We start from the raw sequence: 23,652 nt of genomic DNA on the forward strand, positions 1-23,652 counted from the left end.
TTCAAAAAGTTATACGATCAAGTAAAAAAGCGCTGGACTTGAGTGCTAAAACCGGGCAATAGCGGGGAAGTAATTTCGTCATTTGGGAGCAAAGTTGCGATTTGTCTCAATTGAGCAGCGTCTCTACGATAGATCTCTATCTGCTGCAACCGCCAATCCGCAATCCAATATTCCTGAACTCCTTTTAATGAGTACAGCTTTAATTTAGCTTCTCGATCTCTACGCTCGTTCGTAGCTCCTGGTGAAAGAACTTCTACAATCAATTCTGGTGCGCCTGTCAAATGCCCCTCTTCATCCAATAATTGGGACAAGCGCTCGTTAGAGATCCAAACCACGTCAGGAATAACGTTATCAGCATCTGTAAAAATTATGCCCGGAGTTGGAATAGCTTCACCCAATCCACTGGTTCTAGACCAACTTTGTAATTCTAAATGAATATTACCAGTCGCACGTTGATGTCCCCAGTGAGGTGCTCTAGTCACAAATAATTCTCCATCAATAATTTCATAGCGCTTCCACTCATCACGTGCCAATAATTCTAAATCAGATGTTGTCCAGCGTATTTGTTCGGTGATTCTTTGACTCATTCTTGCTTCACTCTCCCACGTATAGTTTGGGTTAGCTAGGAAAAATCATATTTTTACAGTTCATCTGGATCAATTCCTGCGGCTCGCAATCTTTGTGCTAATCTTTCAACTTTCTGCCGTTCCTGCTCTAGTTGTTGATTTGTTTGCTCTAGTTGTTGATTTGTTTGCTCTAGTTGTTGATTTGTTTGCTCTAGTTGTTGATTTGCGTCCTCTTCTGGTAGCAGTACTAGCTGTCCATCTGGGGTGAAAAAGCGCAATTTTCGCTCCACCACTCCCAAATACAGCCCCAACTGCTGGCTCCACAACCAACCTTCTGGAGTTGGTATCAGTTCTTGATACTGCCCATCTAGTATGTGAAATCCTTGAAATTCCAGACTCACTGGGTCAAACCAAAAGTAATCAGGAGTCCGAAATGTGTTTTGGTATATTTGCTTTTTCAGTCCTCTATCAACAGCCGCAGTGGAATCTGATAACAACTCTATGATGATGTTGGGATATTTACCGTCTTCTTGCCATACCACCCAACTTTTGCGGTCTTTCTTTTCTGTATCTAAAACTACCAAGAAATCTGGTCCCCTGAAATCTTCCGACTTTTTTTGATTGGGGCTAAAATATACAGTTAGGTTCCCCGTGGCATAAAAATCCTGACGTTCTCGCCAGTACCACTTTATCAGGCGGACGAGCAATTCAATTTGTTCGCGGTGTAGATCGCTTTCCAAGGGGGGTTCGTCGCTATAAAGGTCACCAGGTGGAAAAATTATACCTTGAGTATCATCCTTTACGACAGAGGTGGTGGCAAGCGGCTGAGACATAAGAAAAATTTTGGTTTTGTTTAAATCTATGCTATCGTGACTCACTTGCTTGTAGGTTGTCTGACATCGCTATTAAACCCAATGCAAGAGTTACAAGGGTCATCAAGAACGCGTTTTATACCAGTTCATCTGGGTCAATTCCTGCGGCTCGCAATCTTTGTGCTAATCTTTCAACCTTTTGCCGTTCCTGCTCTAACTGTTGGTTTGTTTGCTCCAGTTGTTGATTTGTTTGCTCTAGTTGTTGGTTTGCGTCCTCTTCTGGTAGCAGTACTAGCTGTCCATCTGGGGTAAAAAAGCGCAATTTCCGCTCCACCACTCCCAAATACAGCCCCAACTGCTGGCTCCACAACCAACCTTCTGGAGTTGGTATCAGTTCTTGATACTGCCCATCTAGTATGTGAAATCCTTGAAATTCCAGACTCACTGGGTCAAACCAAAAGTAATCAGGAGTCCGAAATGTGTTTTGGTATATTTGCTTTTTCAGTCCTCTATCAACAGCCGCAGTGGAATCTGATAACAACTCTATGATGATGTTGGGATATTTACCGTCTTCTTGCCATACCACCCAACTTTTGCGGTCTTTCTTTTCTGTATCTAAAACTACCAAGAAATCTGGTCCCCTGAAATCTTCCGACTTTTTTTGATTGGGGCTAAAATATACAGTTAGGTTCCCCGTGGCATAAAAATCCTGACGTTCTCGCCAGTACCACTTTATCAGGCGGACGAGCAATTCAATTTGTTCGCGGTGTAGATCGCTTTCCAAGGGGGGTTCGTCGCTATAAAGGTCACCAGGTGGAAAAATTATACCTTGAGTATCATCCTTGACAACAGAGGTGGTGGCAAGCGGCTGAGACATAAGAAAAATTCTAGTTTTGTTTAAATGTATGCTATCGTGACTCATTTGCTTGTAGGTTGTCTGATACCGCAAATGAAACCAATACAAGCGTTACAAGGGTCATCAAGAACGCGTTTTATACCAGTTCATCTGGGTCAATTCCTGCGGCTCGCAACCTTTGTGCTAATCTTTCAACCTTTTGCCTTTCCTGCTCCAGTTGTTGGTTTGCGTCCTCTTCCGGTAGCAGTACTAGCTGTCCATCTGGGGTGAAAAAGCGCAATTTTCGCTCCACCACTCCCAAATACAGCCCCAACTGCTGGCTCCACAACCAACCTTCTGGAGTTGGTATCAGTTCTTGATACTGCCCATCTAGTATGTGAAATCCTTGAAATTCCAGACTCACTGGGTCAAACCAAAAGTAATCAGGAGTCCGAAATGTGTTTTGGTATATTTGCTTTTTCAGTCCTCTATCAACAGCCGCAGTGGAATCTGATAACAACTCTATGATGATGTTGGGATATTTACCGTCTTCTTGCCATACCACCCAACTTTTGCGGTCTTTCTTTTCTGTATCTAAAACTACCAAGAAATCTGGTCCCCTGAAATCTTCCGACTTTTTTTGATTGGGGCTAAAATATACAGTTAGGTTCCCCGTGGCATAAAAATCCTGACGTTCTCGCCAGTACCACTTTATCAGGCGGACGAGCAATTCAATTTGTTCGCGGTGTAGATCGCTTTCCAAGGGGGGTTCGTCGCTATAAAGGTCACCAGGTGGAAAAATTATACCTTGAGTATCATCCTTTACGACAGAGGTGGTGGCAAGCGGCTGAGACATACAAGACCTTGCTTTTATTTATATGTTATCCTTTTAAATCAAATATGTTATCGGTTTAAAACCGCTTGCTGCTAGCGCTATTCGCATTGGCACTATTGGTGGACACTCCACACTCACCCTACGTTTTTAAGTAATAAAGGGCTGTTCGGGAGTTGATTTGGAAGCCCCTTATTCCTCGTCCCGATATAACTCTTGTAACTCTTGCAACTGAGTCTTGCGAGAGACACGGCGATATTTTTTACTTTCGAGCTTTGGCTCGTACTTAGTCTGTCCCTTTCCTTTGGTTTTTGCCTTGACAGTTGATTCAGGATCTGCTTGTTGATTGAGATGAGTTTGACGCAGGATGGCTTCTTCTAGAAAATCTAAGTAGTGCTGGTATCTTTCCCAATCTCCACGCACTACACACTCCGGTTCCTCTCTATGCAAGCAATCACTAAAACGGCAACTTTCTACAGCTAGTCTCTGCCTTGCTTCTGGAAATAAACTTGCTAATTCTTCAGGCGCAATATCAAGGTCGGGTTGATTAAAACCAGGAGTATCCGCAAGCAAACCACCATCTGGCATTTCAAATAGTTCTACATGACGGGTGGTATGGCGACCTCTTGCTAGTTTGCCGGAAATTTCTCCTACTCGTAGGTTGGCATTGGGAATGAGTGCATTGATTAAGCTAGACTTTCCAACACCTGATGGTCCGGCTATAACGGTAATTTTTTCTTTAAGACTAGTTGCTATTTTGTTAATATTTATACTTTGATTGACACTGACAAACAGTGGTTCGTAACCCCAACTGGCTAAGCGATCGCTAATTTCTCTTTGCTGTTCGGTGGAAATCAAATCGCTCTTATTCAAGCATAAAACCACGTCTAAACCTGTGGACTCAGCTTTTAACAAAAAACGGCTCAATTGGTAAGGTTCTAAAGGCGGATCTGCCACGGCAAAGACTAACAAAATTCTATCCACATTAGCAATTGCCGGACGATCTAATTCACTTCTACGGGGTAAAACTTCTGAAATTGCTCCTCTACCACCCGCCCAGTCAGGTTCTTCAACAACCACGCGATCGCCTACCATAACCTGTTGCCCGATTTTTTTCAAACGAGTTCTGCGGGTACACAGGAGGAGGGGGGGATGGGGAGAGGAAAGAGGGGGGGATGGGGAGAGGGGGGGATGGGGAGAGGGGTTACCTGTATCTTCCTTGTCTCCCTTGTCTTCCAAATCTAACTGAACTCGATAAAAATTAGCCTGTACGGCTAAAACCGTACCCCATAACTGCCCAGTAGTTTCTAGGTCTTCCCCTCTCATGAGACAGGTACGGGACGGCGGACTAGCAAAGAATAATACTCATTACGATTTTCAATTTTTTCCACTTGAAAGCCTGCCACAGTCAGACTATCAGGAACTTGCTCAATTGGTTCTCCTGGATCTAACCAAACTTCGAGCAAATGACCGGGCTGCATTTGCTCGAGACGGAGTTTTGTTCGCACAAAATTTATCGGGCAAGGAGTGCCGCGTAAGTCCAATTGAGCGTTAGGAGTTGAGAGGGAAGGTAGATTCATCGTTGGTGGAAAAAGTTTCCCAAAAATCCTTCTAGACCGCCTTTACCAGTACGATCTCCTTTTATTTTAGCTAGCTTCTCCAACAGTTCTCGTTCTTCAGCCGTAATTTTTGTCGGGATATCAATTGATATTGTAATCATGTGGTCGCCACGACTTACGGGATTGCCCAAGCGAGGTACGCCATGATTTTCCAATTTCATCACCGTGTTTGGCTGAGTTCCGGGTGGAATAAGTAATTCCACTGGCCCATCTACCGTGTTTACTTCTAAACGGCAGCCCAAAATTGCTTGTAGGTAGCTGACTTTGATTTCTGAGAGAATATTAATTCCATCGCGATGAAATTCCTCATCCTCATTCACAAATAAATAAACGTATAAATCCCCAGGAGGACCGCTACGCTGACCGGCATCACCTTCTGAGGAGATCCGCAGTCTGGTGCCATTGTCTACGCCTGCAGGGATGGTAATTTTCAGCTTTTTGGTAACCTGTTTTGCGCCCTTACCCTCACAAGCGTCACATTTGTCTTCTATGACCATTCCCGTACCATTACAGGTGGGACACGTGGACACTTGAGTAAAACTGCCAAAGGGTGTTCTGGTTACGCGTCGAACTTGACCCGATCCACTACAAGTTGAACAAGTACGCGGGCGGGTTCCCGGCTTAGCACCAGAACCGGTACAAACTTCACAAGTTTCAAGATGAGAAATGCGAATTTCTTTCTCACCACCAAAAACCGCTTCTCTAAAGTCTAACTTTAGGTCTAACCGCAGGTCATCGCCACGAACGGGTCCGCCGCGACGCCTTTGCGTCGTACCCCCCATACCACCAGCAAAGCCACTGAAAATACTTTCAAAGATATCGGCAAAACCGCCCATATCACCCATATCTTGGAAGCCTACACCAGCTCCACCATTTACAGCAGCTTCACCAAAGCGGTCATAACGAGCACGGGTTTCCGGCTCGGATAGCACTTCATATGCGCGGTTAATTTCTTTAAATTGTTCCTCTGCACCCGGTTCTTTGTTCACATCTGGGTGATACTTCCGGGCTAAACGGCGGTAAGCGCGTTTGATTTCTTCTTTGTCGGCGTCACGAGAGACACCTAAAATTTCATAATAGTCGCGAGCCATATAGCAAAGGTGAAAGTTAAAAGGTAGAAAGCAGCTAGGCAACAAAGAACTTTGAGCAGCGTTAGCTGAAGTGCGGAGCACTTCGGGCTTTGCCGTCTCTCAAAAGTTCGAGTAGGCAGAAGGCAAGGGTTAAAACTTCTTAATCTTTGATTTTACCTTTTACCTTTTACAAAAATCACCATAACAATTTTTCAATGCCAAGTGCCGTTGAAGCTACTAGGTTATATCGATACGTGGATTTTAGATTTTAGATTTGGGATTGAAAAGTAACGAGAGCGAACTGTTTCAACCCTAGCAAGCAGTACTGACTATCATAATCTAGAATAATTCAGTACTCAAAGATAAAAGTAGATGTCATCCAAAGTAGCAAACAGTAAAAGTGACAGTTTTGTACTGCCCTCCTTACCATTGTGCTACGTACTTGACAAAAACTCTGCCTATTTTACAGATGTACTAGCCGCACCAAAAAGTGTGGAAAACCGTATTTAGCTAATGGCTAATGGCTAATTGCTAATGGCTAATGGTGAGTCCAGCGCTGATAGCGCAGCGTGGCACGAAGGTGCCATAGGCGGGTTTCCCGCGCCCTGGCGACTGGCGTATAGCCCTGCGGGCATAGCTTCGCAACGCGTACAGCCCTTACGGGCATAGCCTGCGGCATCGCGAAGCGTGTGCCTTGCACATAGCGTCTCCGTAAGGAGATACCCGGAGGGCTAATGGTGAGTTCATCGCTACGAACGGTGAGACCAGTAAGTTCCCTTGTGCCTAGCAAGCTCATTGCCATAAGAGGGTTAGCCCGAACTCACAGCAACTAGCTCTCCGTAAGGAGATAGGGCTAGTGGTTTGTAGCAATTAGCCATCAGCAATTAGCCATTAGCCATTAGCCATTAGCCGCCTACTAGTCTATCGCTTCATAATCAGCCTGCATGGTATTCTCGTCTTCAAAATCAAAATTAAATTGCGGGGTTGCTGTTCCACTGACCGAGGCGACAGGTTCTTCTAACTTCAATGTCGCTTCTGATTCTTCAGAGGCGTCATCACTTGGAGTCCCAGCACGGTTGTATACTTCAGCACCAAGATTAAACAAAGTTTGCTGGAAGTCTTCCAAACACTCTTTGAATTCCGCTACCGAGATGTTCTCGTCAGTAGCCAATGCTTTTAGGCGGAGCAATTTTTCATCAGCTAAGGCTTTTATTTGGTCGCTAACAACCGTGCCATTGCTTTTAATGGTCGATTCATAACTGTAGACCAAATTGTCCGCTTGGTTTTTAAGTTCGACCAACTGTATGCGTCTTTTGTCTTCTTCGGCAAACATTTCCGCTTGTTGCCGCATTCTTTCGACTTCGTTGGCACTCAAGCCACCTGTATTGGTAATCCGAATACTTTGTTCTCGCCCCGTGCCTTTGTCTTGTGCCAAAACTTTGAGAATACCATTGACATCAATTTCAAAGGCAACCTCTATTTGGGGTACGCCACGGGGTGCAGGTGGAATTCCTGTCAAAAGGAATTTCCCCAAACTCTTGTTATCCCGCGCCATTGCCCGTTCGCCTTGGAGGACGTGGATTTCTACAGAGGTTTGTCCATCCACTGCGGTAGAAAAGATCTGAGACTTGCTTGTGGGAATTGTGGTGTTACGTTCAATAATTTTTGTAAACACTTCTCCCAAAGTTTCAATTCCAAGTGACAGGGGTGTTACATCCAGCAAAAGTAGATTGTCAACTTCGCCACCCAAAACACCCGCTTGGATAGCAGCCCCTAGCGCGACTGCTTCATCGGGGTTAATAGAGCGATCGGGAGTTTTGCCGTTAAAAAATTTCATGAGGGCGTTTTGAACCGCAGGAATGCGGGTGGAACCGCCCACCAAAATAATTCTGTCAATATCTTGAGGTTTGAGTTCGGCATCTTTAAGCGCCTGAAGCATTGGTTCAATGGTGGCTTCAATAAGACTTGTTGCCATCTCTTCAAATTTGGCGCGGGTGAGTTCCATTTCCAGATGCTTGGGACCCGTTTCGTTAGCAGTGATAAACGGCAAATTAATGGAAGTGGAACCCATGCTTGAAAGTTCAATTTTTGCCTTTTCAGCCGCTTCTCGCAGGCGTTGCAACGCCATTTTATCTTGGGTCAAATCGATTCTTTCCTGCTGCTTGAAGCGTTCTACCATCCAGAGCACTATGCAGTTGTCAAAATCATCGCCTCCCAAATGGTTGTTACCACAAGTGGCTTTGACTTCAAATACCCCATCTCCAAGTTGTAGAATAGATACATCGAAGGTTCCACCTCCCAAGTCAAACACCAGAATCAATTGTTCTTGGTCTTGCTTGTCCAACCCAAAGGCTAAGGCAGCTGCCGTCGGCTCGTTGATAATCCGCAAGACTTCAAGTCCGGCGATAGTACCTGCATCTTTTGTGGCTTGTCTTTGAGCGTCTGTGAAATACGCCGGTACTGTAATTACTGCCTGGGTCACAGATTCACCCAAAAAGCTTTCTGCATCTTGCTTGAGTTTTTGCAAGATCATGGCAGAAATTTCTTGGGGCGTATAATTGCTCCCGCGAATCTGAACATCGACAGTCTCGTCTCTACCTTTGACACAGTTGTATGGGACACGCTCTCGTTCTGCAACAGTATCTTCCCAACGACGCCCAATAAAACGCTTAATACTAAAAATCGTATTCTCAGCATTTGTCACAGCTTGACGCTTTGCCAATTGACCGATCAAGCGATCGCCACCCTTTCCAAATCCCACAATACTGGGAGTTGTTCGCCCACCTTCTGAATTAGAAATAACAATCGGCTGACCACCTTCTAGAACCGCGACACAACTGTTGGTAGTGCCTAAGTCGATCCCAATAACTTTGCTCATAAATATCGGTATCTTTACACAGTATTTATTTCCCTGGGATTGAGCAGCAATTCCCGGTGTTAGCTATAGATATGCTCCCACCGGTCAGGCGCTGACGCACTTCGGGCTTGATTATGTACGCGGATACACTATTTGCGGTCAATTATGTCAATCCTGTCATTAGTCAAGAGGTGTTAACCAATACTAAATGACTAATGACACCGGACAAATAGCTGATAGCTGTTCAACTATTTGCAGAACTTGAGAGATCGTCCTCAGAAGAAGGGGTATCTTCCTTTGGAGCAGCGACTTTGACCATAGCATGACGCAGCACTCGCTCGCCCAAGTAATATCCGCGCACTAACTCTTCTAACACTGTTCCTTCAGGATATTCATCCGTAGGTTCCCGCAATACTGCTTCATGTAGATTTGGATCGAAGGGTTGACCCTCGGGACGCATCGGGGAAACTCCGAGACGTTTGAGACAATCGACCAAGAGCTTATAAACACCTTGATAGCTCTTGTGAATGGTCATCTCACCATCATTCTGAGGTTTAATTTGTGCCCGCGCCCGTTCAAAATTATCGACAACTGGGAGTAATTCCGTAATTGTATTGCGCTTGAGCTGCTGTTCTAAGTCTTCTTTCTCTTTTTGGTTGCGCTTGCGATAATTTTCAAAATCAGCCGCAATTCTCATATACTGAGTGCTGCGCTCTTCTAGCTGCGCTTTGAGAGACTCAATTTGTTGAGTCAGTTCAGTGTCTTTCGCTTTAGATTCATAGCTTGTGGTCTCAGCAGTCGCAGTCACATTGCTGTCTTGATTGGCAGCGGTTGTTTCTAAGACGGTCTCAGTTTGAGTGTCTGACTGCTGATTCACCTCATTTCCGGTGTCATTGGCATTGATTTGAACTGTGGAGTCGGTCATTGTTTGCTGTTCCTCAGTGAGTTCACCTGATTGCTGATTTGTATTGTTCTGCTGTTGATTTTCGTCTACCATTGTGTACTTTTTCCAGACGCAATATTTTACGGTTATCGCTACATCTTGCAGCTAATAATAAATTTTTGAAGCAAAAAGCGGTCACCTGAAGTATGAAGTATAAAGTATCAAGTCACTCCCGCAAATAGAATTTATAGAATGAAAGTGAGGATGTTAAGCTTCATTTATCCTTACGCGTACAATTTTCTGCTACTTCTACGATAACTTTTTATAAAAAGTACCGGGTTGGATAAGCTGTGCCGCCTTTAATTTTCTCATATCGATCGCAAGGGAGAGGAGGAAACGGAGAGTGGGGAAGGTTTTGACTTATTTTTTCCAAGTCACAAGGGTGCAAATTTTATGTACGACAGCTTATCAGCTTTTTCTAAGTTGCAAGAGTTGTATCGTTTGATAGTTACAAAGCATTACCGTAGAAATACTATATAAACTCTTCCATTTTACTAGAAACTACTGAAACCACAACATAGTTCTGAATAATGAGCAATAAGCATATTGCCTAACCCCGACGTCTTACTCCCTAAGCTCGAACCTAAAGATAAAATCTTTACTTTTGTATTAAATTTACTGAGTGTCGATGTCAATTCTGTCTTCAAGGTTGGGAATACTCTAGTTAGAGGTTTTCGCAACTAACGATACACTATGACTTACTCGTCACCACAGAGGCGCAGTACTGCTCTTACAACAAGAGCTGAGTTTTCGCCCTTCGGCAACAAACTTGTGCAATCTGGCTTTGTTGACAGCGAACAGATGAGACAAGCGCTGATAGAAAGCCGCAAGTCAGGCAGACCCCTGACAGAAGTATTGGAAACTATTTCAGGCAGACAGCTAACACCAGAGTTACTCAGACAGTATAAAAAACAGCAACTATTTGAACTCAAAATACTATACGGTGTTGAATCGCTCGATCCGGAAGTTAGCCAAGTTGGACAAACAACTGTTGGTCAACTCATCGACACTCTCATTCCAGTTGATATTTGTCGTCGCCATCGCTTGGTTCCTTTAGCAAAACATGATGACCAAAACCCACCCTCTGTTTTGGTAGCAATGGTAGCACCAGATAACTTAGAGGCTTCCGATGACTTAAACCGGATCTTGCGCCCGCAGGGATTGGCGTTGCAGCGCATGGTAATTACCCAAGAGGACTACCAACAACTCATTAACCAGTATTTGGATGAACTCGCTGTTCGGCAAAAGCACATAGAGCAGGAAAAATTTACAGATATCAATCAGGATTTAGAAAATTTAGAAAATCTCAATATGGAAGAAGCACCCGAAGACGGCGAAGCCGATTTGGGTGCAGCAATGAAAGGGGCTGAAGATGCACCTGTCATTAATTTGGTTAATAGAATTCTTGCTAAAGCCTTACACGAAAAGGTTTCCGATATTCACATCGAACCCCAGGAAGAAAATTTACGCATCCGTTTTCGGAAAGATGGGGTGCTGCGTGAAGCTTTTGACCCTTTGCCGAAAAAAATCATTCCTGCTGTCACAGCCCGTTTCAAAATCATTTCTAATCTAGATATTGCCGAACGACGTTTACCTCAAGACGGACGAATTCGACGCATGTTTGAGGGACGCAAGGTTGACTTTCGTGTCAATACTTTGCCCAGCCGCTATGGGGAAAAGGTAGTACTGCGGATTTTGGATAACTCCTCAACACAACTGGGTTTGAATAAGCTGATTACAGATCCAGATACACTGCATATAGTCAAAGAGATGGTTGCTCGTCCCTTTGGTCTAATTCTAGTCACCGGACCAACAGGTTCTGGTAAAACCACAACCCTGTATTCCGCTCTTTCAGAAAAGAACTCTCCCGGAATTAATATCAGTACGGTAGAAGACCCAATTGAATACAGCTTACCCGGAATTACTCAGGTACAAGTGATTCGGGAAAAAGGGCTAGACTTTGGAACGGCTCTGCGAGCTTTCTTACGGCAAGACCCTGATGTGTTACTAGTGGGTGAGACGCGCGACAAAGAAACAGCAAAAACTGCTATTGAGGCTGCGTTAACAGGTCACTTAGTTCTCACGACCTTACATACAAACGATGCTCCTGGTGCGATCGCTCGTTTGGGAGAAATGGGGATTGAATCCTTCATGGTTTCTAGCTCCCTCATCGGTGTATTGGCACAGCGCTTGGTTCGGCGTGTGTGCTCCAATTGTCGCATTCCTTACACTCCCACTGTAGAGGAACTAGCACGCTACGGGCTATCAGCCAGCCAAGAAGCAGGTATCACTTTTTACAAAGCGAATACTCTCTCAGCAGAGCAACTTCAAGAAGCTAAATCCAAGAATCATGTGTGTCCCGAGTGTAACGGCGTTGGTTATAAAGGACGTTGCGGTGTTTATGAAGTCATGCGAGTGACCGAACGCCTGCAAGCGCTGATTACCGAAGAAGCCCCAACAGAACGTATTAAAGAAGTCGCAGTGGAAGAAGGGATGAAAACCCTACTCGCTTACAGCTTAGATCTTGTACGTCAAGGTTCCACCACTTTAGAAGAAGTAGAACGAGTCACCTTCACCGATACGGGTCTAGAAGCAGAGTTAAAAGCCAAACGCAAAAGCGGTCTTACTTGTAAAACTTGCAATGCTGGATTGCAGCCGGAATGGCTTGATTGTCCATACTGTATGACGCCTAGATTTCAGGATTAGCTAATGGCTAATGGCTAATGGCTAATGGCTGATGGCTAATGGCTGATGGCTAATGGCTGATGGCTAATGGCTAATGGCTAATGGCTAATGGCTAACCCTTCACTTCTGTCCCCTAACAATAAGGAAATAAAACAATGGAATTGATGATTGAAGATTTAATGGAGCAATTGATTGAAATGGGCGGTTCAGATATGCACTTATCTGCAGGATTGCCTCCCTATTTTCGTATTAGTGGCAAACTAACTCCTATTGGTGAGGAACCAATGACAGTAGATCAGTGCCAAAGACTGATTTTTAGTATGTTGAATAACACTCAACGTAAAACCTTAGAACAAACTTGGGAGTTAGATTGTTCTTATGGTGTTAAAGGATTGGCACGTTTCCGGGTTAACGTTTATAAAGAACGTGGAGCCTATGCTGCTTGTTTGCGAGCCCTCAGTTCTAAGATTCCTAACTTTGAAAAATTGGGTTTACCAGATGTTGTTCGGGAAATGGTAGATAAGCCCAGAGGATTGGTTTTGGTTACGGGTCCTACAGGTTCTGGTAAGACCACAACCTTAGCAGCGTGTATTGACTTAATCAATCGCACTAAAGCAGAACACATTTTGACTGTAGAAGACCCTATTGAATTTGTTTATGAACCTGTTAAAAGTCTGATCCACCAACGACAACTTAATGAAGATACTAAGAGTTTTGCCAATGCTTTAAGAGCAGCACTTCGGGAAGATCCAGATATCATCCTTGTTGGTGAAATGCGAGACTTGGAAACAATTTCTTTGGCGATTTCTGCAGCAGAAACAGGACACTTAGTTTTTGGGACGCTACACACCAGTTCCGCAGCACAAACGGTAGATAGAATCATCGACGTTTTCCCTCATGAAAGGCAAACTCAAGTGCGAGTGCAATTGTCTAACTCCTTGGTAGCAGTTTTCAGCCAAACACTAGTTCCTAAGAAAAATCCCAAACCAGGTGAGTACGGTCGGGTGATGGCTCAAGAAATTATGGTGGTAACACCAGCTATTTCTAACTTAATTCGAGAAGGAAAAACTTCTCAAATTTACTCCGCTATTCAAACAGGAGGTAAGTTGGGAATGCAAACTCTAGAAAAAGTTTTAGCTGACTTATACAAAGCAGGAACTATCTCTTTTGAAGCAGCAATGTCTAAGACTTCTAAGCCAGATGAAGTTCAGCGCCTTATTGGTCCTGGTGCGCCACCTCCACCTACACCAGGTGCTAAACCAGCTGTGAAAGCACATTAATTTTGCTAATGGCTAATGGCTAATAGCTAATCGAGCCATTAGCCATTAGCTATTAGCCATTAGCCAATAACAATTAGCAATTAATATCGTTATACTATGCCAACATTTGTTGCTCGTGTTAAAGATTCGCAAGGAAAAGCGAAAACAGAAAAAGTTGTAGCAGATACCTTGGCTGACGCCCGGACTTCTTTAAGACAACAGGGTTATGTCGTTCAAGACCTTAAAAAACAAGCCCAAGGTTTTGATATCAAACAACTTTCAACAAAATTCACTAGCGTTTCTGTTAAGGATAAAGCTGTTTTTTCACGTCAGCTTGCTGCATTGGTCAATGCAGGCGTAGCAATTGTTAGAAGTTTAGGGGTCTTAGCCGAACAATGTAGTAACCCTAAACTTAAACAAGCTCTTGTAGGTATTAGCGCTGAAGTTCAAAATGGTGTTAACCTTTCAGACGCAATGCGTAAATATCCTGATTGCTTCGACGGTTTATATGTCAGCATGATCCAGGCTGGCGAAGTCGGTGGTGTTTTGGATGAAGTCTTGAATCGTTTAGCCAAGTTGTTAGAAGATGTTGCACGATTACAAAACCAAATTAAATCAGCAATGGCTTATCCCGTTGCTGTTAGCTTCATAGCAATTACTATCTTTGTAGGGATGACAGTTTTTTTGATTCCAATTTTTGCTAAGATTTTTGAGGAATTAGGAACAACATTACCGCCTCTAACCCAATTCATGATGTTTTGTAGTGAAACCTTCCGAAGCTGGCGGATGATAATTGTCGTTGGTGTTGTTGTAGGTTTTCAGATTGCCTATAAACAGTATTACAAAACTAGAGTTGGTCGCGAAACTATTGACCGCCTTTCACTGAAAATGCCTTTGCTTGGTGACTTAATTCAAAAATCTTCTGTTGCTCGCTTTAGCCGAACTTTTGGTGCTTTGACTCGTTCGGGTGTACCCATTCTGACATCTTTAGAAATTGTGCGAGATACATCGGGAAACCAGGTTGTTGCTAATGCCATTGATGCTGCAAAAATGGAAATCCAACAAGGCGGTATGATTAGTATCGCTTTGCAAAAAGAAAAAGTTTTTCCTCTTATGGCAATTCAAATGATTAGTATTGGAGAGGAAACAGGTGAATTAGATGGAATGTTGATGAAAATTGCCGATTTTTATGAAGATGAGGTTGAGCAAGCAGTAAAAGCATTAACGAGCATTTTAGAACCAATTATGATTGTGGTTTTAGGCGGTATGGTAGGTACTATTTTGATGTCGATGTATTTACCTCTATTTGCAGTCTTTGAAAAGCTGGGCTAAACGAATGATGAATTATGAATGATAAATTTTACACCATTCAATTCATAATTCATCATTCATAATTCATAATTTATAATTCATCATTCCTATGCCTGTACAAAAATCACATTATGAAGCGTGTTTGGCGGAGTATAGCAATACTGTGGCTGCGATCGCACTGCTAAAGCAACACCGCCCCTATCTAGAAATGATTCCAAGCTTGCGACGTCCGGATGAAAGCGTTATTGCAATTCCATTACCTGTTGTCCATCTTCGTAGGGAAGCCACGATAGCTGAAGCAATTCGCCTACCCTGTGATGTCGCTATCTTGATGTGCGATCCTGAATGGAAAATTAAAACTGGACCTGAAATCTTGATTTTTATTCATCGTCCTCACGAAGATTTTTCCGATATGTTGGGACGCTGGCGACAAACGCAAGTTTATTTGGATAAAGACTATGAATGGCTGATGCCCGCCCGTTACAAACATATTTTGAGTGAAGGTACAAACACTGTATATCCATTGTTTGTTTTATTTCCCGAGACATCAGAACGGATTAAAAGAGGTTTTGCGGGTGCTTATCTTCCTTTTGTTGTAATTTCTACACCGGAACTATTATTTGAGGAAAGCACAATAGGAAACCTATCTTCAGATGGTTTATCTGCAGAAACTTAGGGGTTGGGGGTAGGGACACAAGAGACAAGGGACAGGTATTAAAAAAACTAATGCCCAAGACCCCATGCCCCCTGCTCGATTATTTAACAAACTTGGGCATAATTTCAGCAGCAGTAAATATGCCGTGAATTCCACGCCGATGCAATTCAATACCAGCTTTTAGATACCCAAAGGCAGGACCACAGACGTTAGCAGCCATGCTGGTTTCATCTCCCAAAGTAAAAGTGTGGGTAGAAATTTTCCCTTCAAATGTACGACCCGTAATCTTGACATTTGTACTGATGGGCTTTTTGGGATTTCGGGTGTCTACTATACCACCCACTGTAACGCGATCGCGATCCACAATTCCCGCCAACTCCAACATCACATCATCGGCGTGTTCCATATTTTCTAATGTCAGCACACCATGAGTCTTATCCAAAAGGGCTTCTACTTCTGCGTCCGTCATTGCCCTAGCAGTTTCTACATCAAAACCGCTCATGTGGGCAATATCCTCACGAATAGTAGCGCGGTAAGCTTCCCAGTTCGCAATTCCCACACCAAAGGTAATTTCCACCCTATGAATTTCGGCGTAGCTTTGGGCGGCTATTGCTGCTGCGGCTGTTAACAGCCCTGGTGTTGCTCCACACCCTGTCATGTAAGTTATTCCTGCAGCTTGCAGTTCTTCTTTCATGTCTAAAAGTTGTTCAACGGCACTCGTGCGCTTGATGGCATCTACCAGTACCCCACGCCAACCAGAATTAATAAACTGCTTGGCAACAGAGGGAATAAAGTTATTGGGTAAGTTAGGTAAAGCCAAAAAATATCCGTCTACAATCTCTGCTTTGTCCAGCAAATCCTCAATACTGCGATTTGTCAGAGTTCCATAAGGTTCTAGATAACCTACTGACCCCTGGGTTTGGTATTTTGCAATACAAGCTTGAGCGTCTAACCCTTCAGTGGCACAAGCAAAACCTTTGTTATCTGCTGCTGCCACTAAAATCATTTCACGTTTTGGAGCAAGTACGCGGGCTGCTGCTTGCCCCAGTCCGCCAAAACCCAGTACGCCTACGCGGATTGCACCTGCGAAAGAGGTAGAACCTTTTACCTGTTGTGGATTCATGGTCAATACACTTGTTGCGATAGATATCAAGCTTACCGTACACTCCTTATTTCGGCTCATACAGCCTAAGGAGTCTTTAATAATTCAGCTTTAATGGTAATGATAAAATTTTTCAATAATTTTTCAGCTTTTGAGACCTTTAGATGCTGCTACTGCTTGTTTTTAAGATTTGTGGCACATTCAGTACAAATAGAATTTTGAAGCTTGACTATTTGATAAGGTTAAGGGAAACTAACAAATATCAGAGGTAAAGACTTACAAACATAATAATTTTTGTTAACTTTCTGAGATATATATTTTGAGAGATGGAACATTAGTTAACAAAGTGGCAAATTTGTAGCTAAGGGAAAACGCTGTCCCAAAGAGCTACTTCAGTAGCTGCTTTCTACAGTATTACTGTCCAAGCTTAGTGTTTTGGTTGGCTATAAAGCATGGAAACATTAGAATTCATAATTTATCCAGACGGTCGGGTACAAGAAAAGGTCACTGGCATAGTGGGTTCTTCCTGTGCGGAAGTTACAAAAGCCATAGAGGCTCAGCTGGGACAGGTACTAAGTCAAGAGCCAACATCGGAACACTTTGCTACTAAGGTACAGGAAACTAGTGTAGCGAATACACAGAGCGCTTTCAGCGATTGGTAAGTTTTCATACAAAGTTTAGTTTCATCGAGTTACAACCACCATGTCACATTTTAGCCAAATTAAAACCCAAATCCGTAACGTTGAATCTTTGAAAGATGCTTTATCAGAGTTGGGGCTAGACTGGAAACAGGGTCCACGTGAAGTCCGTGGATATCGCGGTCAAAAGCAGAATGCCGAAATTACCATCGAACAAGATAACGGTTATGACATCGGTTTTAGATGGAATGGTCAAGAATACGAGCTGGTTGCCGATCTACAGTACTGGCAACAAAACTTAACCGTAGAAGGGTTTCTACGTAAAGTGACACAGCGCTATGCGTACCACACAGTTGTGAAAGAAACGGCTCGTGCTGGATTTCAAGTTGCCGAACAGCAAAAGAATGAAGATGGTTCAATCCGCCTACTCGTACAACGCTGGAGTTCTTGATGTCCGATTTCCTTTCACCGGAACAAGGGGAGGAGCATCGTTCTGGTTTAGAGCCAGAATTGGGGGGTTTTTTACGAGATGACCCAGAACGTTCCGGTTTTGAACCAGAGTTAGGGGGTGTGCTCCGGCAAAAAGGAGTATACGTTGATGAAATTACCTGTATTGGCTGCAAGCACTGCGCTCACGTTGCCCGTAATACGTTTTATATAGAAGAAGATTACGGGCGTTCTCGTGTTATGCGTCAAGATGGAGACCCAGAAGACGTAATTCAGGAAGCGATCGATACCTGTCCGGTTGATTGCATTCACTGGGTTGATTACACAAAACTCAGAAAACTAGAGGATGAGCGAAAATATCAAGTGATTCCTCTTATTGGTTATCCGATAGACCAGGCTGTTGTTTCTTCTCAACAGCGACGCAAGAAGCAAAAGCTCAAAAGAAAAAAATCTAGTTATTAATTGTATAACTTCCTGCTTACATATAGAGGACTGGTAATACCAGTCCTCTTATTTATGAAGTGTTTTTATACGTTATTGTTATGGTGTTATACCATGTGGGATTTTGGCTGGTAAATTTTTTACTTAAGAGCCTCGTGTTGCGAAAGCAGCCTTTCGACTTTAGCCCCATCAATTCTTGTATGGACCCTACACCCAAAGATTAAGCACGTTAATTTGACCGCCATTGTATTGACTGTTACATTCAATGCTATTGGTGCTAATACCGATCGAGTTCTCAATCTTTTTCAGGAAAAGTTTGTACCTTGCCATCAGGACTAAAAACTGCTCGAATTCTCACAGCTTGTCCGTTCTTGCTAGGAGATACAAAAGGTTCGCCAATGAGAGGCATTCCGGTACGGTCAACAAAATCCCTCGCGGCTTTTCCTAAAGGCATGATTCTTTCTATGGAACCGTCTACACCTACCACTAAACTGTACTCGATCGCTTGCTTCAAACCACTAGGTGGTTCCCATCGCTGTGTCAAAAACTCTCTTGCTTCTGAAACTTGTAATGTATCAAACAACCTATCGTTTGTACTATTAGCTGCTAACTCAGTAGGTGTATTGTTAGGTTTGCGACCTTGACGCAATCTAGCAATCAGTGCATCAGTATCACTCGGTGTCGTAGCATTGAGTGGTGGAACTCCTCTAGCACTGGATAAGTTAGAAGGTATGTTAGGTAGAGGTGCGGGAACTGCAGGGATATTTGAAGGAGATCCAAGTTCTGGATTGCCCAAGCTCGGTGGATTCTTAAACTCGGATGATAAAGCAGGTATGTTACCTCTGGAGGCTGATGTTAGAGCGCTTTGTTTTGCATTTGGTTGAAGAGTAATTCTTTCGCTGGGGGTTTTATTCAAAGACGCAGTGTTTTGTGGAGAGGACGCAAGAGGGGGAATTGTACTTGGTACGGCAAGTGATGTCTTTGAGGATGGTAAACTCCCTTTGGGCAAAATCGCAACGTTAGGAGCAGCCCCATTAGCAGTTGGGAAGGTAGATGTGGGGGATGCTAGCGATATGGAAGGTTTTTGAGGTTGGGAAGATGGTGGAGGAGTTGGTGGTAAGACTGGGAATGTTTGAGCTGATGGGGCTTCTCCAGACGGAGGTAATGGAAAGTTCGCACCAAAAGTTGGTAGTGGCTGCGTTATTAGATTATTGTTTGAAGGGCTAAGTGTCGGTAGAGGCGATGATAGATTTGATGGCGGAGAATCTTGTAAGGCAATTGTTTGTGATGAGGAAGTCGATTTTCCAGCCGTTTGCTGCTCTTGTCTGAGACGATTTGCATACTGCAAAGTTATGGGTGCCAAACCTACACCTATGACCAAGACTGCAGCAACAGGAGCCCAAACAGGAATGGGAGAGACTCTAGAACGAGAATTGAGGTCTGGGAGTGCCATGACATCAGTCGAGTACTCATCCAATGCCGTTGCCAAGTCGAACAATTGCAGTAAACTTAACTCAACAACTCCACCAGATGTTGGATTTGCCAGAGACCCGAGAAACAAACTGTGTTTTAAATGGCTATTTGGTTGTAAGTATATATCTCCTCTAGGCACGCGTTCGCCTTTGGCGTAAGCCGTACCCGGCTTATCGCTTAAAGGGTCGATTGTGGTAGTTGCCGTTGAAGAAGTCGTCAAATCTGGCACTAGTGTTTCATCTGATGCTTGGCTGATATCTCTTATTGATGAGAAATTTGCCCAGAAGCTTTCAGGAGACATCTGTAAGAATTCTTGAACGTAGTTTGTGACTGCTACACACAAAGCGTCAAGTTGCTCGCTATCGCCTCTAATGGCAACTTTCTTTTCGTCTGGAAGTTGCGGATCGTCAAAGCGAAGCTCAAAGCGAAGCTGCTTCAGAACAGATTTACCCATCCACCTTGATAAAGCCGAGCTTTGCGCTAAGATTTCTAAAGTACAAGTAGGTGGTGTATACCGACGAATTGTAGGATTTGATACAGGCATGGCAGTAACTGCAAGCAAGTTATTTTGAATTTTTGATTTTAGATTTTGGATGCGTGACTTTTCAAATCTGAAATCTCAAATCTAAAATTTTGTGGAACGGTCGATGAGTGCAAGCCAGAGACGGCGATGCCCACCGGGACTACTATAAAAAAGTACATCTATAAGAAGTTTTAAAGCCAGGTGGGTAAGTTCATCTGTGGAGATTGTTTCGTCTTCCTCCATCCGTTCTTGGTAGGTGTTGCAGAAAGCATCGATGTAATCTCCCAGTAAAGCAGCCTGATGTGGTTCGCGATTGTTTTCCGCCATTTGTTCTAATAGCCCAACAGCACGGCGGATCAACTCTTGGTGCTGTTTTGCTAAGTAACAAATAATCAAAACAAGTGCTCTAGCTTCTTCTACGTCTAGTTTTTTTCGCCCTCCTTGACCTTTACGCAGTGGATTTGACTGTCTCAGTCGCCACAACGCCACTCGGTCTGGTACTCTTGACTCTAAATCCAATTGAACTGCCGCTTGTAGCATTGCCTCTGAGCCAATGCCAGTTAATGTTTCTAGCGCCAACAGCACCAAATCCAGCTGGGTTTTGATATTATCCCAGTGAACTGAGTTCGGGGCACCAATTTTGATTAAATCCTCCCACTGCGAATTTGGGGTGGGTGAATTGGCGGCAGTGTGCATAACTTTCAGCATAGGTGATCGGGCTGGTAGGGGCTGTTGCTGTTACCCATTTTGAAACCAGACTTTTTTTAACTCAGAATGGTTTCCTTACAGGATATGCTGCAACGACAGCTACAGCTTCTATCACTAGTGGACAACAGCAAATGTCTTTGTTTTACTCTATGACGAAAAACTGTTTTCACAAAGCTATAAGATAAATTAATTTTTTTTGATAAACAATTAATTTATCTTGATAACTGCGGAGTCCAATCTAGGACGAATAACTAACCACTAACCAATATAAGCTACTGTTACCCCAGTGCCTCCATCAGCTTGCTCTGCAGCCTCATAACGGCTAACTTGTGGGTGCTGTTGCAAAAAGGCATGAACTCCCTGTCGCAACTTACCCGTACCATGTCCGTGAATAATCCAGAGCGGTCCGCTAGCTTCTGAAATGGCTTTGTCTAAAATAATTTCCGCATCAGGAACCCTGCGTCCGCGTATATCGACTGTATTTTTAGATGTACGAATGGCTGGGGCTGGTTGCGGGGCTGGTGCTGGTGCTGGTGCTGGTTTGGGTTTAGAGACTGGTTCGGCTTTTTGACCGTTGAGGGATTCTAGGTCTTCCAATTTCACCGTCATCTTCATGATCCCAAAGCGAACTGTTAACTCCCCGTCAGGATTGGGAGCGGTTAATACTTCTGCTGTTTGCCCTAACTTAGGTATGCGGATGCGATCGCCTACTTTAGGAATAAATCCTACTTTGGGTTTTGGTGGTGGTGGGCTTGTGTATTTCTCAGCAATTTCACTCAATACATTTGTTGCTTGCTGGGCATCTTGCGCTGTAGGCTTTCCTTGTTGCAAGCGGCGAATGACTTGAGCAATTTCACTTCTTGCTTGAGCAATGGCTTCTTTAACTGCTACCTCTTGTGAAACACGCAATGCTTGTTCTCTTTCCTCTAGATTCCTTGCTTTGTCAGAGACTTCTTTGTACAAACGTTCTGCTTGTTGTAACAAATCTTGTGCTTGAGCGGCTTTAGTTTCCTGACGGCGGCGTTGTGCTTCCAAGCCAGCAATAACTTGGTTAACTTCGTCGGTTGCGCCCCCAAGTTGTGTTTTTGCTCGTTCCACAACTTCTTGTTTTAATCCCAAGCGACGGGCGATCGCCAAAGCATTAGAACGTCCCGGTATACCCCAAAGAAGGCGGTAAGTTGGTGAAAGCGTACTTTCGTCGAATTCTACAGAAGCATTTTCAAACCGTTCATCTTGGTATTTCAGCGCTTTGAGTTCCCCAAAGTGAGTGGTGGCGATCGTTAGCAGTGCATTGTCAGCCAAATATTGTAGCAACGCGATCGCTAAAGCACTTCCTTCTGCTGGGTCTGTTCCCGCACCTACTTCATCTAATAAGACTAGGGAATTGGGAGAAGGAGAGTGAGGGAGTGAGGGAGTGAGGGAGGATTCCTCCGCGTCTTCCGTGTCTCCCTTGTCTTCCTTATCCCCCGTGTCCTCATCCAACGCTTCTAAAACCCTACTAATACGGCGGATATGCCCTGAAAAAGTAGATAAGTTTTGTTGCAGCGATTGTTCGTCTCCAATATCTGCCAGTATCTGTTCAAACCAAGGTATTTCTACTGGTTCGCGAGCAGGTACAAACAAACCGACTTTTGCCATCAATGCAGCCAAGCCCAGAGTTTTTAGGGTGACTGTTTTACCACCTGTATTTGGTCCTGTGATAGTAACTACCCGAATTTGCGGCTGAATTAACAAATCAACTGGAATGACAGGATGGCCCTGTTCGTGTTGGTGCTGCCAAACTAGAAGTGGATGGTGTAACCGCCGCAAAGTAATGCTTTCTTTTTCCTGGAAATCGATAAAGCGGGGAGGATTGGCTTTGAGCCAGAAACTATAGCGCGATTTGGCAACAGCGAGGTCTAAGGTGGTGGCGATCGCCAAAAGCTTTTCTAAGTCTGGTTTGACTGCTGCTACCTGTTGAGTTAGATTGCGGCGAATCGCTTCTTCTTCTACTTGTTCTCTTCTCAGTAATTGTCGCAGTTGGTTGCCTAGTGGCACTACAGAATTTGGTTCTACGTACAATGTTGCGCCACTGCTTGAGGTATCGTGAACTATTCCTGGTATGGCATCTTTCTGGGGTGCTTTTACAGGGATCACAAAGCGATCGCCCCTTTGTGTAATCACCTGTTCCTGAACCGCACTTGATTTTGCTTGAATAATATTTTGCAGCTTTTGGATAATCTGACCGCGTAATTGCCTTAAGGAAATACGAATTTCATCAAGTTTTTGGCTAGCTCGGTCAGCAACCTGTCCTCTTTCATCAATACATCGGTGAATTTCTTGTTCTAATTCTGGGTAAGTTCGTAAATCGGCTACAAGTTCGTTAAGTATCAACAAATCTGGATGGTTGTCGATAACACGACGTAAATTTCTGGAGCCTGCTAAAGTTGTGGCAATAGCCAGTAGTTCGTCCCCTGCCAAAATTCCTTGCAGTTCAGCGCGTTCTAGAGAATCGCCAATATCTTGAATTCCATCAAATGAAAGCCCTGCATTCAAACGGCTTTCCAGTTCGTAGACTTCTTTAGTTTGAGCTAATAACTGTTCGCTTTGGGCTTGAGACTCAGGAATTGTTAAATGACGTGCAGCAATAACTCCCAACTTTGTCGCTGCGAAGGTAGACAAATGCTGGCAGAGGCGAGACCATTCGAGTAGTTCTAACGTTTCAGATTGAATCAAGGGTTGGGAATCTGAATGAAAAATAAGTAGTAACAACTCTATTGTGGCTCAAATAGAGGTGTAGTGGAGTACGAGATACCCGATTTTGTAATATTTTTGTAATATTTAGTTTACAAAACTGACTGAGAGAAAAATCTCTGCAACTCCCCTGTAATTTTGAT

20 protein-coding genes are annotated in these 23,652 nt (G+C 43.8%); 7 read left to right on the forward strand and 13 right to left on the reverse strand.

Annotated elements, in window-relative coordinates; genetic code table 11:
- Positions 1-17: 17 nt before the first annotated feature.
- The 9 genes from AB0756_RS21675 to grpE form a co-directional block, all read right to left on the reverse strand.
- Positions 18-587: a Uma2 family endonuclease gene (locus AB0756_RS21675; protein WP_038089724.1), complete on the reverse strand. Its 570-nt coding sequence runs from the start codon at positions 585-587 to the stop codon at positions 18-20.
- A gap of 53 nt (positions 588-640) precedes the next feature.
- Positions 641-1,399 carry a Uma2 family endonuclease gene (locus AB0756_RS21680; RefSeq protein ID WP_408104006.1) on the reverse strand — a complete coding sequence of 253 codons (759 nt, stop codon included), beginning with the start codon at positions 1,397-1,399 and terminating at the stop codon, positions 641-643.
- 115 nt (positions 1,400-1,514) lie between these two features.
- The gene (locus AB0756_RS21685; protein WP_167844759.1) at positions 1,515-2,255 is read right to left on the reverse strand and encodes a Uma2 family endonuclease; all 741 of its coding nucleotides are present in this window, start codon (positions 2,253-2,255) and stop codon (positions 1,515-1,517) included.
- Positions 2,256-2,370: 115 nt separating this feature from the next.
- Complete coding sequence (locus AB0756_RS21690) at positions 2,371-3,069, reverse strand: Uma2 family endonuclease (protein WP_167844758.1); 699 nt, start codon at positions 3,067-3,069, stop codon at positions 2,371-2,373.
- Between the two features lie 168 nt (positions 3,070-3,237).
- Positions 3,238-4,371, reverse strand: a complete 1,134-nt coding sequence (rsgA, locus tag AB0756_RS21695; RefSeq protein WP_050046821.1) for a small ribosomal subunit biogenesis GTPase RsgA — start codon at positions 4,369-4,371, stop codon at positions 3,238-3,240.
- On the reverse strand, positions 4,368-4,625 hold the full coding sequence (locus AB0756_RS21700; protein WP_038111954.1) for a sulfurtransferase TusA family protein: 258 nt from the start codon (positions 4,623-4,625) through the stop codon (positions 4,368-4,370). The genes rsgA and AB0756_RS21700 overlap by 4 nt, the downstream gene beginning before the upstream one ends.
- Positions 4,622-5,755, reverse strand: a complete 1,134-nt coding sequence (dnaJ, locus tag AB0756_RS21705; protein ID WP_038111957.1) for a molecular chaperone DnaJ — start codon at positions 5,753-5,755, stop codon at positions 4,622-4,624. Before dnaJ ends, AB0756_RS21700 begins: the two co-directional genes overlap by 4 nt.
- Positions 5,756-6,650: 895 nt before the next feature.
- The gene (gene dnaK, locus AB0756_RS21710) at positions 6,651-8,612 is read right to left on the reverse strand and encodes a molecular chaperone DnaK (protein ID WP_038107480.1); all 1,962 of its coding nucleotides are present in this window, start codon (positions 8,610-8,612) and stop codon (positions 6,651-6,653) included.
- Between the two features lie 223 nt (positions 8,613-8,835).
- A complete protein-coding gene (grpE, locus tag AB0756_RS21715; RefSeq protein WP_038107479.1) occupies positions 8,836-9,588 on the reverse strand; it encodes a nucleotide exchange factor GrpE in 753 nt (250 codons plus the stop codon).
- A gap of 639 nt (positions 9,589-10,227) precedes the next feature.
- Here grpE and AB0756_RS21720 point away from each other — a divergent pair.
- From AB0756_RS21720 to AB0756_RS21735, 4 genes are all read left to right on the forward strand, one after another.
- Positions 10,228-12,240: a GspE/PulE family protein gene (locus AB0756_RS21720; RefSeq protein ID WP_038107478.1), complete on the forward strand. Its 2,013-nt coding sequence runs from the start codon at positions 10,228-10,230 to the stop codon at positions 12,238-12,240.
- Between the two features lie 134 nt (positions 12,241-12,374).
- A complete protein-coding gene (locus AB0756_RS21725; protein ID WP_038084528.1) occupies positions 12,375-13,499 on the forward strand; it encodes a type IV pilus twitching motility protein PilT in 1,125 nt (374 codons plus the stop codon).
- 96 nt (positions 13,500-13,595) lie between these two features.
- Entirely contained in the window at positions 13,596-14,810 is a 1,215-nt protein-coding gene (locus AB0756_RS21730) for a type II secretion system F family protein (protein WP_038084526.1), read from the forward strand.
- 88 nt (positions 14,811-14,898) lie between these two features.
- Positions 14,899-15,465: a hypothetical protein gene (locus AB0756_RS21735; protein ID WP_038084524.1), complete on the forward strand. Its 567-nt coding sequence runs from the start codon at positions 14,899-14,901 to the stop codon at positions 15,463-15,465.
- Between the two features lie 79 nt (positions 15,466-15,544).
- Here the strand turns inward: AB0756_RS21735 and bioU are convergent, their stop codons facing one another.
- Positions 15,545-16,567: a (S)-8-amino-7-oxononanoate synthase BioU gene (gene bioU / locus AB0756_RS21740; RefSeq protein ID WP_038084522.1), complete on the reverse strand. Its 1,023-nt coding sequence runs from the start codon at positions 16,565-16,567 to the stop codon at positions 15,545-15,547.
- 431 nt (positions 16,568-16,998) lie between these two features.
- On the opposite strand from bioU, the gene AB0756_RS21745 reads away from it, so the two are divergent.
- From AB0756_RS21745 to AB0756_RS21755, 3 genes are read left to right on the forward strand one after another with little or no spacing between them, the layout of a single operon-like run.
- Positions 16,999-17,208, forward strand: coding sequence for a DUF2997 domain-containing protein (locus AB0756_RS21745; protein WP_038084520.1), 210 nt, complete (start codon positions 16,999-17,001; stop codon positions 17,206-17,208).
- A gap of 40 nt (positions 17,209-17,248) precedes the next feature.
- Positions 17,249-17,635, forward strand: a complete 387-nt coding sequence (locus tag AB0756_RS21750) for a DUF1257 domain-containing protein (RefSeq protein ID WP_038084518.1) — start codon at positions 17,249-17,251, stop codon at positions 17,633-17,635.
- Complete coding sequence (locus tag AB0756_RS21755) at positions 17,635-18,093, forward strand: ferredoxin (protein WP_038084516.1); 459 nt, start codon at positions 17,635-17,637, stop codon at positions 18,091-18,093. Before AB0756_RS21750 ends, AB0756_RS21755 begins: the two co-directional genes overlap by 1 nt.
- Before the next feature lie 274 nt (positions 18,094-18,367).
- Here AB0756_RS21755 and AB0756_RS21760 read toward each other — a convergent pair whose 3' ends face one another.
- From AB0756_RS21760 to AB0756_RS21770, 3 genes are all read right to left on the reverse strand, one after another.
- Positions 18,368-20,089 carry a DUF4335 domain-containing protein gene (locus AB0756_RS21760; RefSeq protein WP_038084514.1) on the reverse strand — a complete coding sequence of 574 codons (1,722 nt, stop codon included), beginning with the start codon at positions 20,087-20,089 and terminating at the stop codon, positions 18,368-18,370.
- Positions 20,090-20,170: 81 nt separating this feature from the next.
- Positions 20,171-20,776 carry a DUF3038 domain-containing protein gene (locus AB0756_RS21765; protein WP_038084512.1) on the reverse strand — a complete coding sequence of 202 codons (606 nt, stop codon included), beginning with the start codon at positions 20,774-20,776 and terminating at the stop codon, positions 20,171-20,173.
- A gap of 258 nt (positions 20,777-21,034) precedes the next feature.
- Entirely contained in the window at positions 21,035-23,491 is a 2,457-nt protein-coding gene (locus AB0756_RS21770) for an endonuclease MutS2 (RefSeq protein ID WP_038084510.1), read from the reverse strand.
- Positions 23,492-23,652: the final 161 nt, after the last annotated feature.

The sequence above is a fragment of the Tolypothrix campylonemoides VB511288_2 genome (assembly GCF_045999855.1).
GTDB classification, from domain to species: Bacteria; Cyanobacteriota; Cyanobacteriia; order Cyanobacteriales; family Nostocaceae; genus Scytonema; species Scytonema bouteillei_A.